Consider the following 11,110-nt stretch of genomic DNA (forward strand, 5'->3'; position numbering starts at 1 on the left):
GCTACTGCCAGGATACGAGACACGCGCGTCATACAGTCTTGAACTGGGATAATAACTACATTGGCGACCTTCTCGGGGAAGTATTGACAACTCCAAGTACATGACCTAACGTCCGTGTGGTCAGATCTAGAACGAAGGTGCCGCAGAGATGCCACAGGACAATGCTGAGGCTCCGGTGAACGCCGGGGCCACCAAAGCGAAATCCGCTGATTCCCAAGGGAAACGAACGCGGGCGCGATCGTTGCCGCAGACGGACGTTCCGTCCGTCACGCTGCAGCAGGCGCTGAGGGTCCCCCGAGCGATAAGCGACGCGTACGCGAAGCAGCCGGCCACGCCTCTGCAATTGGCGACAGCGATCGATATGTCCCCTAGCTCTGGGCCTTACCGAACGCTGACCGCAGCGTCGGCAGCCTACGGGCTCACTGATGGCGGGGCCTGGGCTGAAAAGATCGGCCTGACGCCCCTAGGCCGACGTGCTGTGGCGCCGACTCAAGAGGGCGATGATGCCGCCGCGCTCGCTGAGGCGGTGCTTAAACCGAGGGTCATGGGCGCATTTTTGCGACGGTACGACCAGAACAAGCTTCCGAAAGAGATGATCGGACGGAATGTTCTGGAAGAGATGGGTGTCCCGGCGGAGCAGACCCAACGAGCGTTCAACGCGATTGTTGAAAGTGGGCGCGCCGTTGGCTTTATCTACGAACACCGGGGCGGCGAGTATGTCGACCTCAACCGCGTTTCCATGCCCGGCGCCGCGTCCGAACCCGATGAGGCCATCGAGGAAAGGGGCGGTGATGGGGGAGGCGGGGGCGATACCGCCCTGGCCGACATCGTCGATATCACCGGTGCCGGTGCGATCACGGATCGCACTCCGACGCCGCCCCCGGTCAAGGTCGAAGAAGTTGTCAACAACCGGGTGTTCGTTACGCACGGTAAGAACCGGGCGGTCGTCGAGCAGCTCAAGGAACTACTGACTTACGGCGGCTTTGTGCCTGTGGTTTCGGTAGAGAAGGAGACCTTGGCGAAGTCGATCCCGGACAAGGTTTTGGACGACATGCGCTCCTGCAGCGCTGGGATCGTGCATGTGGGGTCCGAGATGGTGCTGAAGGACGACGACGGAAACGAACACAAGCTGCTCAACAGCAATGTGCTTATCGAGATTGGTGCGGCGTTGGCGTTGTATGGCAAGCGCCTGATCTTGCTGGTAGAGGAGGGGACGGAACTGCCCTCGAACCTTCAGGGATTGTACCAGGCGCGTTATGCGGGCGGGGAACTGACGCATTCCGCGACGATGAAGCTTCTGAAGACGTTCAACGAATTCAAGTCCGCGCCGCCCGCGTGACGCGGGACCGTTACGGGACCACCGGCCCACTCGGACCGGCCCTAGGCCCTCAAATCCCTGCTCAACCTGGAGCCGATGACGGGAATCGAACCCGCGTATTCAGCTTGGGAAGCTGATGTTCTGCCATTGAACTACATCGGCACTGTCGCCAAGGAAGGCTAGCACCCGGCGGGACCCGTCGAGGTCAGGACAGCTCATCGACCCGGGCGCAGCGCCCGCAGTGCGCGGTCGCGCCACAGAAGAGTTATTCCTTTCACAAATTCACATTCTCATATTTATTATTTCGTTATTGCACCGTAATGTGCACGGCGTGGGCCGTCACGCATTAGCCAGGAAGCGACGTAAACCGTCGGTGGCCCTGGCAGCGGTGCTCGCCCCCGCAGCAGTCTTCTTCGCGGTGTCGGCGGATGTCCACCCTTCTGCACCCCGCGTCGAGGCCAAACCCGTTATCAGCGACACCACTCCGTGCTGCGTTCAAATCGTGACCGCGGCGTCGCATCGGCTCATCAAGGCATCCCCGGACGGCGAGCCCGCCGCGGCGTCGCGGTATCACACCCGGGCCCGATTCCTGACCGCCGACGTCGCACCGGAACGGGGCATGCAGATCCGGACGATCCTGGTCGCGCGCAGCATCACCGCGGACTTTCCGCAGATCCACGAGATGGGGGGAGTGCGCCCGGATCCGTTGCCGTGGCACCCGCTGGGCCTGGCGGTCGACGTGATGATTCCCAACCCCGGGTCCGACGAGGGCATCGCGCTGGGCAATGCGATCGTCGCCTACGTGATGCAGAACGCCAACCGGTTCGGCATCCAGGACGCGATCTGGCGAGGCGTCTACTACACGCCCAACGGGGCGCAGGCGAGCCGGCTCGGCCACTATGACCACGTGCACGTCACGACCACCGGGGGCGGATATCCCAACGGCAGCGAGGTCTACCTCCGCTGAACACGTAGCGCAGCCAGCTAGGCTCGTCGCGTGCTGCTCTCCGATCGCGACCTCAGGTCCGAAATCACCGCCGGGCGGCTGGGCATCGAGCCATTCGAAGCCGGCCTGGTGCAGCCATCCAGCATCGACGTGCGGCTCGACTGCATGTTCCGGGTGTTCAACAACACCCGCTACACCCACATCGACCCGGCCAAGCAACAGGACGAGCTGACCACCCTGGTGGAACCCGACGCCGGCGAGCCGTTCGTGCTGCATCCCGGCGAGTTCGTGCTCGGTTCGACGCTGGAACTCATCACCCTGCCCGACGACCTCGCCGGGCGCCTGGAGGGCAAGTCGTCGCTGGGCCGCCTCGGCCTGCTGACGCACTCGACCGCCGGGTTCATCGACCCCGGCTTCAGCGGTCACATCACGCTGGAGCTGTCCAACGTCGCCAACCTGCCGATCACCCTGTGGCCAGGCATGAAGATCGGTCAGCTGTGCATCCTGCGGCTGACCAGTCCCGCCGAACATCCTTACGGCAGTACGCAAGTAGGTTCGAAGTATCAGGGCCAGCGAGGACCGACCCCGTCGCGCTCCTATCAGAACTTCATAAGGACTACATAGGTTCTACAGCGCTCTCACGCCCCCCTTGTGCGCAATACTTAGTTAGCCGTGGTTTTTTCCTCCGCCTGGCCATGGCTCATCGTGCAATACCTTTGGAGGGGTTTGTTTTGGATATCGTGCTCGGGGTGTCGATGGCACCGTCGTCCATCCAAATGGTCGTCCTGGAAGGCGAATACGCCGACGGCGCCACCGTAGAAGAGGACACGTTCGACGTCGCCGACGTCGACGACGCGGCTACGGCGACCGGGCCCGATCAGGTGATCTCCGCAATCCTGGGCACCCGCGAGGGCGCGGCCGACGCCGGCCTCGAGCTGTCGTCCATCGGCGTCACGTGGACGGATCAGCTGGAAGCCGCGGCGCTGCGCGACGCGCTGGCCGCCCACCGGATCGACAACGTGATGCTGGTCTCGGCCTTTTTGGCCGCGGCGGCGCTGGCGCAAAACGTCGGTGGGGCAATGGGTTACGAGCGCACGGCGGTGCTGCTGGTGGAGCCCGACACCGCGACGCTGGCGGTCGTCGAGACCTCCGACGGCTCCATCCCCGACGTCTACAAACAACAGATCCACGCCGAGTCCTACGGGGACGCCGCCGAGCAGCTCAGCGCGATGGTGGCTGGCATGGAGAAGCTGGAACTCCTGCCGGGCGGCCTGTTCCTGGTCGGGTCGGGCATCGACGTCGCGCCGCTGAAGCCGGTATTGCAGGCGACGACATTCCTCGACGTGAGCGTGGCCGAGGAGCAGGAGACGGCGCTGGCCCGCGGGGCCGCGCTGGCGTCGGCGAACGCGCCGCTGTTTGCCTCGTCGACCGCGGCCCTGGCCTATGCGCAAGACCCGGGCACCGGCGCGGTCGATCAGTACTCCCTTCCCGAATACCTCTATGTTCCGTTCGGACAGGTGCCCGGCGACGACGACCTGGCCTACAGCGCGGTGGGCGACGACGACGCCGACTCCCCGACCGTCGTCATCGAGAAGCTCTTCCTTCCCGCGGAAAGCCAGCCGAAGCGGCGGCCGGTCCTGCTGGTCGGCAGCGGGCTCGCGGTGGTCGGGATCAGCGCGGTGCTGGCGCTCGAGATCGCGCTGGCGATCGGCATCCGGAACACCGGAACCGTTGCCTTGCAGCCCACTCCGGGCCAGCACCTCATCGTTCCTGAACAGGCCCCGGCCCCGGCGCCGGTGCAGGCGTCCGAGCCGCTGGCGAAGATCAGCGCGCCCGTCCCGGCGGCGGCGCCCCAGCCTTTCAGCCCGCCGGCCGCCGCGCCGCTGCCCGCGATTCCGCCGCCGGCGGCGCCTCCGCCGCCCGCTGCGCCGATCGTTCCTGTTCCCGTCGTGGTTCCCCCGGTGCCGGTTCCGGTACCCGTGCGTATTCCGGTTCCCGATCCGATCGACCCCCCGATGCTGGCGGTCCCGCCGCATCTCTCCATCCCGCAACCGGTGCAGCCCCAGCCGCCGGTGCACCTGCCCCAGCCTCCGCAGGTCACCGTTCCGCAGGCACCGCCACACCAGACGCCACCCGGCGAGGGCACCCCGCCCAAGCCCAGTGGCCCCGGTAACTACGGCGGCGGCCACACTCCGACACCCGGTGAGAACGGCCCAGGCGGGCCGGGCGGTCACGTGCCGACGCCGGGTTCGGGTGGCTCAGGTAGCGGTCACGTGCCGACGCCCCGGCGGGTGGTCCCGGTGGTCTCGGTGGCGGCCACGTTCCCACACCCCCGGCGGGTGGTCCCGGTGGTTCGGGTGGCGGTCATGTCCCGACGCCGCCCGCGGGTGGTCCCGGTGGTCTCGGTGGCGGCCACGTTCCCACACCCCCGGCGGGTGGTCCCGGTGGCCTGGGCGGCGGTCACGTGCCCACGCCGCCCGCGGGTGGCCCCGGCGGCGGTGGTCTCGGTGGCTTCGGCGGCGGCCACGCGCCGGCCCCAGGCGGTGGCCTGGGCGGCTTCGGTGGCGGTCACGCGCCGGCTCCCGGCGGTGGTTTCGGTGGCTTCGGTGGCGGTCATGCCCCTGCGCCTAGCGGCGGCGGTGGTCTCGGTGGCTTCGGTGGTGGCCACAGCGGCGGCGGCTTCGGCGGTGGCGGTGGCTTCGGCGGCGGCCACAGCGGCGGTGGCGGCGGCTTCGGCGGCGGTGGCGGCGGCGGCCACCACTAACCGGTTTGCCAACCAACCCACAGCAATCACGCCACTTCCGCCGAGCTCACACGGGTAGGGTCGGGGTATTGAGGCTGGCGAAAAAAACGCCGCCTCACCCGCCAGAATTTCATCAGCCCAGCAATGTAGGCGGGCATGCTGCCCTTGCTCTGTTGTGGCGGGAAAGTCCTGGTGGCCGACAAATAGTGGTGTAGCCGATGTTGGCTGTCGAGCAACACGGCAAACAGGGCAAGGGGGAGCTTAAACGGTGGTGGGCATCGTGCTCGGCGTCTCGATGACGCCGACGAAGGTGCGCATGGTGCTGGTCGAAGGTGAGAGCGCCGACGGGGTCACCGTCGACGAGGAGGACTTCGACGTCGACACCCAGCGCACCGCCGTGCCCGGCACCGCCCCCAATGAAGTGATCTCGGCGATCCTCGGCACCCGGGAAGGCGCCACCGACGGCGGTTACCAACTGCTGTCGACGGGCGTGACGTGGACCGATCACGTCGAAGCGGCGATGCTGCGTGACGCCCTGATCGCCCACAAGGTCGAGAACGTCATGCTGGTCTCGGCTTTCATGGCCGCGGCCGCGCTGACGCAGGCAGTCGGCGACGCCACCAACTACGCACGCACCGCGCTGCTCTTCGTCGAGCCCTACAGCGCGACCCTGGCCGTCGTCGACACCGCGGACGGTTCGGTCTCGGAGGTGCGTCGCAGGATCCTTCCCGACGACGAGGACCAAGCGGTGGCCGAACTCGTCGACATGGCTTCCGGCGCCGAGGGGCTCGAAACGCACCCCGAGGGGTTGGTTCTCGTCGGTTCCGGTGTCGACATCCCGCTGATCAAACCGGTGTTGGAGGCCGCGACCTCGCTCGAGTTGTCCGTGCCGGACGAGCCGGAGATGGCCCTGGCGCGGGGCGCCGCGCTGGCGTCGGCGAATGCGCCGCTATTCGCGTCGTCGACGGCCGCGCTGGCCTACGCGCTGGATCCGGGCACCGGCGAGGTCGATCCGGTCGTTCTCGCCGGCCAGTACCCCGGCCTGGTGCCCGGTTACCAGCCCGAATACCGCAGCCACATCGCCGCCCTGGCCGCCGACGTCGACAAGGGCAAGACCAACGTCGCGTACAGCGCCGTGGCGGACGACGACGCCGACGCCAAGACGGTCATCGGCCTCGACGAACGCGCGCGCCGGCGCAAGTCTTTCCTGCTGGTCAGCAGCTCGCTGGCGGTGATCTTCATCGCCGCGGTGGTGGCACTGGAAATCGCGCTGGCCATCAGCATTCGCCCGACCGTGGCGTTGCGGCCCAGTCCCAACGAAAACATCGTCGCCCCGGCTCCCACCCCGGCCCCGGTCAACCCCGGGCCGCCGGTGCAGGCTCAGCCAAAGATCGCACCCCCGCGGCCGCTGGCGGCGCCGCGCCCCGTCGCGCCGCCGGCTCCGGCCGCGCCGGCGCTCCCGATTGTGCCGCCGCCCGTATTCGTTCCGGCGCCGCGGCTGCCGGTCCCCGGCCTGGGCGGTGGCCACGGGCCCTTCGGCGGCCGCGGTCCCTTCGGCGGCGGTCATGGGCCGTTCGGTTGGGGTCACGGGTTCGGCGGCGGCCACGGTTTCGGCGGGGGTCATGGGTTCGGCGGCCACGGCTTCGGGGGTGGTCATGGCGGCGGCCACCGGTAGCGTGTCGCGCTTCACACGTGTGTCTGGCCGGGCGCGCTAGGCTGGCGGATCGAGGTGTGGCCGCGGCCAAAACTCTTCGCACGCCCGGCCGACGCTCAAATCGCGAGGCCGCCGAGCCGGTGGCACCGCAGCTGTCCTGGCATGGCGCAGCAACCAATTGGACGATTTGGAGGAGCGATGGACGTCGTACTCGGCGTGTCTATGGCACCTGAAACGGTCCGCATGGTGCTCATCGAAGGTGAGGCCGCCGGCGGGGTGACCGTCGATCAGGACGGTTTCGACGTCGCCGGCAACGAAACCCCCATCGCCGCAGCGAATCACGTCGTCGCAGCCATCCTCGGCACCCGCGACAGCGCGGCGCAGGGCGGCTACCGGCTGCGATCCAGCGGAGTGAGTTGGACGGACCCCGTCAAGGCGGCCGCGCTGCGAGACGCGTTGGCGGCCCGCAAGATTGAGAACGTGATGCTGGTCTCGGCGGTCATGGCCGCCGCGGCGTTGGCGCAGGCAGTGGGCAGCGCAACCAACTGGGCGCGCACCGCGTTGCTGCTCGTCGAGCCGGGCAGCGCGACGCTGGCGGTCGTCGACACCTCGAACGGGACCGTCACCGACGTACACCGGCACCCGCTGCCCGCCAGCGACGACGCGGCGCTGGCGAAGCTGACGGCGATGGTGTCGGGCGCCGAGTCGATGAGCGCGCGGCCCGACGGGGTGTTTCTGGTCGGCTCGGAGGTGGACATCCCCTCGATCAAGCCGACGCTCGACGCCGCGACCGCCCTGTCGGTGACCACGCCCGAGGAACCCGAGATGGCGCTGGCGCGGGGCGCCTCACTGGCCGCCGCCAACGCGAAGCTGGGAGCGCCCCGCACGGTCTCGATGCCGGCCGCGCAGACGTCCTCGGCCGCCGCGATCGAACTCGCCTACAGCGCCGTGGACGACCCGGCCTCCGACGCCCACCCCGCCGCCGATGCGCGGCAGCGGCGCAGCCGCAAGTCGATATTGACGATCGCCGCCGTCACCACGGTCTTCGTCGGGGGCATCGTGGCATTGGCGCTGGTAATGGTCTTCGGCGTCGGCCAGCGCGCCGACCAGCAGCCCCAGGTCAGCACCAACATCGTCGCGCCGCAGAATCCCGCGCCGGGCCCGCCGCCGCCGTCTGAAGCGCCCGCGCCTCCGCCGGCGGCCCCCGCGCCGTCACCGCAGCCGTCGCCGCATCTCGGTGACCATCAGCACTGGGATGACTGGCTGAAACGCCACCTCGGCACGCAGATCCCGTCCCCGTAACCGGGTCGCGGTCCGCTTCCCGGGCCACCACCCGGGCGCCGAACGAGCGTAAAATCGGGTCGTTAGGGGAATACCGGTGGGGACTCAGCGATGTCTCGCGCCACCACGTCGTGCGACGAGCCCGCCCCCGCCGTGATTGGCTAGCAATCGACTATTGGAGGAGCTTTGGACACCGTACTTGGTGTGTCGATGGCCCCGACGGCAGTCCGGATGGTGCTGGTCGAGGGGGAAAACGGCGACGGCGCGACGGTTGATGAAGACAATTTCAACGTCGCCACTGACGCAGATGCAGCAACGGTAACCGCCTCGGACCAGGTAGTCTCGGCCATCTTGGGGACCCGTCAGGGCGCAGCAGAGGGCGGCTACCAACTCGCGTCGACCGGTGTCACGTTCACGGACCCGGTCGAGGCCGCCGCGCTGCGCGACAAGCTGGCCGCCCACAAGGTCGAAAATGTGATGCTCGTCTCGGCCTTCCTGGCCGCGGCGGCGCTGGCCCAGGCGGTCGGCCACCAGACCAACTACGCGCAGACCGCGCTGCTCTACATCGAGCCCGACACCGCGACGTTGGCGGTGGTCGACAGCGCGGACGGATCCATTGCCGATGTGCAGCGGCAGGTCCTGCCCGACGATGACGAGGCGGCGGTCGCCCAGCTGGCCGCGATGGTGTCCAGCGCCGAGAACCTGCAGACGCGCCCGGACGCCGTGTTCGTCGTCGGCTCCGGCATCGACATCCCGCTGATCAAGCCCGCCCTCGAGGCGGCGACCACCCTGCCGCTGACCGCGCCCGAGGAACCGGACACGGCCCTGGCCCGCGGCGCGGCGCTGGCGTCGGCGCACGCACCGCTGTTCTCGTCCTCCACCGCGGCCCTGGCCTACGCGCAGGATCCCGGCACCGGGGCGATCAACCCGCTGGCCGTGGCGCCGGGCTACTTCGAAGTCCCGGCGGAGGCGGGCGCGGACGGACTCGCGTACAGCGCCGTGCCCGACGACCCGGACGAGTTCTTCACCGGCTCGCAGACCGCGGCGACGGCGCTGGTCGACGCGGACTACCACGAACGCAGCTCGTTCCGGCTGGTGGGAAGCGTGGTGGCGGGAATCTTCGTCATCGGCGTCGTGGCGCTGGTGGTGTCGTTGGCCATCGCCATCCGGCCGACGGCCAACGTCCGGCCGAGCCCGAACCAGAACGTCGTCGTCGCGCCCACCCGGCCGGCTCCTGCTCCCGCGGCGCCCGCACCCGCGCCGGAGGCTCCGCCCGCCCCTGCCCCCGCGGCCCCGGCCCCGAGGCCGCCCGCCGGCCCCGCTCCGGCGCCGGCGGCTCCCGCCCCGGTGCAGGTGGCACCCGTCCCGGTGCCGGAGGCTCCCGCCCCGGCGCCGGTGGCTCCGCCGCCCCTCCGCCCGCGGTGGCGCCGATCCCGGTGCCGATTCCGCTGCCGATCCCGGGCCTTGGCGGGCCGGGCTTCGGTGGACCCCCGGGAGGTGGCTTCGGTCCGCACGGTGGCGGCGACGAAGGGCCGCACGGCGGCGGTGGCTTCCCCGGGTTCGGCGGCGGCCACGGCGGCGGCGGCTTCCCCGGCTTCGGCGGAGGTCACGGCGGATTCGGTCGCCACTAGTCGCCGTGAGGCCTGGCGGCGGGCAGCTGTCATCTTCCGTTTGCCTCCCGCTTAACCCTGCGATGCAATTAGCTCATGGCGACCACCTACACCGGTTGTATGCGATGCACGGTGTTCGGCACGGGTTACCTCGGTGCCACCCACGCGGTGGGGATGGCCGAACTCGGACACGAGGTGCTCGGGGTCGATATCGACCCGGGTAAGGTCGCCAAGCTGGCCGGGGGCGACATCCCCTTCTACGAGCCCGGCCTGCGAAAGCTGTTGAGGGAGAACCTGGCCGCCGGTCGGCTGCGGTTCACCACCGATTACGAGATGGCGGCCGACTTCGCCGACGTGCACTTCCTCGGGGTGGGCACGCCGCAAAAGAAGGGCGAGTACGGCGCGGACCTGCGCCACGTCTACGCGGTCATCGATTCGCTGGTGCCGCGGCTGACGACATCGGCTGTGCTGGTTGGCAAGTCGACGGTCCCGGTGGGCACCGCGGCCGAGTTGAACCAACGAGCGGCCGCACTGGCGCCGAGCGGTGTGGACGTCGAAATCGCCTGGAACCCAGAGTTTCTGCGCGAGGGCTACGCCGTGCAGGACACCCTGCACCCGGACCGGATCGTGCTGGGGGTCAAACAGGATTCGACGCGCGCCGAGGCCGCGGTGCGCGAGCTGTACGCGCCGCTGCTGGAGGCCGGGGTGCCGTTCCTGGTGACGGACCTGCAGACCGCTGAGCTGGTCAAGGTTTCCGCCAACGCCTTTCTGGCGACCAAGATTTCGTTCATCAACGCCATTTCCGAGGTATGCGAGGCCGCGGGCGCCGACGTCAGCCTGCTGGCCGACGCGCTCGGATACGACCCCCGGATCGGACGCCAATTCCTCAATGCCGGTTTAGGTTTCGGCGGCGGATGCCTGCCCAAGGACATCCGCGCGTTCATGGCGCGCGCCGGCGAGCTGGGCGCCGACCAGGCGCTGACGTTTTTGCGCGAGGTGGACAGCATCAACATGCGCCGCCGCACCCGGATGGTGGAACTGGCCAGCGCGGCCTGCGGAGGCTCGCTGCTGGGCGCCAACATCGCCGTGCTCGGTGCGGCGTTCAAGCCCGAATCCGACGACGTACGTGACTCGCCCGCGCTCAACGTCGCGGGCCAGCTGCAGCTCAACGGCGCCGCGGTCAACGTCTATGACCCCAAGGCCCTGGACAACGCGCAGCGGCTGTTCCCGACGCTGAACTACGCCGTCTCGGTCGAGGAGGCCTGTGACCGCGCGGATGCGGTGCTGGTGCTCACCGAGTGGCGCCAGTTCGTCGACATGGACCCCGACGACCTGGCGGACCGGGTGCGCGCCCGCGTCATCGTCGACGGCCGCAATTGCCTGGACGTCGCCCGCTGGCAGCAGGCGGGCTGGCGGGTCTACCGCCTGGGCGCGCCGCGGCCCTAGCCGCAAAGTCAACCACTGCGGGCTTACTTTCAGCCCGATTGCAAACGCTTCCTGGCGGTTGCATTGCCGATAAGCTCAAAAAGCTTGTATTGCATGCAGTTTCACCGTTTGA

7 protein-coding genes, 1 tRNA gene and 1 pseudogene are annotated in these 11,110 nt (G+C 68.8%); 8 read left to right on the plus strand and 1 reads right to left on the minus strand.

Annotated features, from left to right (window positions below; translation table 11 throughout):
- Window positions 1-148 precede the first annotated feature (148 nt).
- The gene (locus tag B9D87_RS21395) at window positions 149-1,339 is read left to right on the plus strand and encodes a TIR domain-containing protein (protein WP_080598489.1); all 1,191 of its coding nucleotides are present in this window, start codon (window positions 149-151) and stop codon (window positions 1,337-1,339) included.
- 67 nt (window positions 1,340-1,406) lie between these two features.
- Here B9D87_RS21395 and B9D87_RS21400 read toward each other — a convergent pair.
- Window positions 1,407-1,480: transfer RNA gene (locus tag B9D87_RS21400), tRNA-Gly, on the minus strand.
- 169 nt (window positions 1,481-1,649) lie between these two features.
- On the opposite strand from B9D87_RS21400, the gene B9D87_RS21405 reads away from it, so the two are divergent.
- The 7 genes and pseudogenes from B9D87_RS21405 (at window position 1,650) to B9D87_RS21440 (ending at window position 10,998) form a co-directional block, all read left to right on the plus strand.
- On the plus strand, window positions 1,650-2,285 hold the full coding sequence (locus B9D87_RS21405) for a VldE C-terminal domain-containing protein (protein WP_193787385.1): 636 nt from the start codon (window positions 1,650-1,652) through the stop codon (window positions 2,283-2,285).
- Window positions 2,286-2,315: 30 nt separating this feature from the next.
- Window positions 2,316-2,888: a dCTP deaminase gene (gene dcd, locus B9D87_RS21410; protein WP_007768717.1), complete on the plus strand. Its 573-nt coding sequence runs from the start codon at window positions 2,316-2,318 to the stop codon at window positions 2,886-2,888.
- A 131-nt stretch (window positions 2,889-3,019) separates the two neighbouring features.
- Window positions 3,020-5,086: a DUF7159 family protein gene (locus B9D87_RS26765; protein ID WP_437340120.1), complete on the plus strand. Its 2,067-nt coding sequence runs from the start codon at window positions 3,020-3,022 to the stop codon at window positions 5,084-5,086.
- 189 nt (window positions 5,087-5,275) lie between these two features.
- Window positions 5,276-6,682 carry a DUF7159 family protein gene (locus tag B9D87_RS21425; RefSeq protein WP_007768713.1) on the plus strand — a complete coding sequence of 469 codons (1,407 nt, stop codon included), beginning with the start codon at window positions 5,276-5,278 and terminating at the stop codon, window positions 6,680-6,682.
- A gap of 177 nt (window positions 6,683-6,859) precedes the next feature.
- The gene (locus B9D87_RS21430) at window positions 6,860-7,963 is read left to right on the plus strand and encodes a DUF7159 family protein (RefSeq protein ID WP_040629368.1); all 1,104 of its coding nucleotides are present in this window, start codon (window positions 6,860-6,862) and stop codon (window positions 7,961-7,963) included.
- A gap of 165 nt (window positions 7,964-8,128) precedes the next feature.
- A pseudogene (locus B9D87_RS21435) lies at window positions 8,129-9,573 on the plus strand (DUF7159 family protein).
- 99 nt (window positions 9,574-9,672) lie between these two features.
- Window positions 9,673-10,998 carry a UDP-glucose dehydrogenase family protein gene (locus B9D87_RS21440; RefSeq protein ID WP_007768703.1) on the plus strand — a complete coding sequence of 442 codons (1,326 nt, stop codon included), beginning with the start codon at window positions 9,673-9,675 and terminating at the stop codon, window positions 10,996-10,998.
- Window positions 10,999-11,110 lie beyond the last annotated feature (112 nt).

The organism is Mycobacterium colombiense CECT 3035, from assembly GCF_002105755.1.
Lineage (GTDB): Bacteria > Actinomycetota > Actinomycetes > Mycobacteriales > Mycobacteriaceae > Mycobacterium > Mycobacterium colombiense.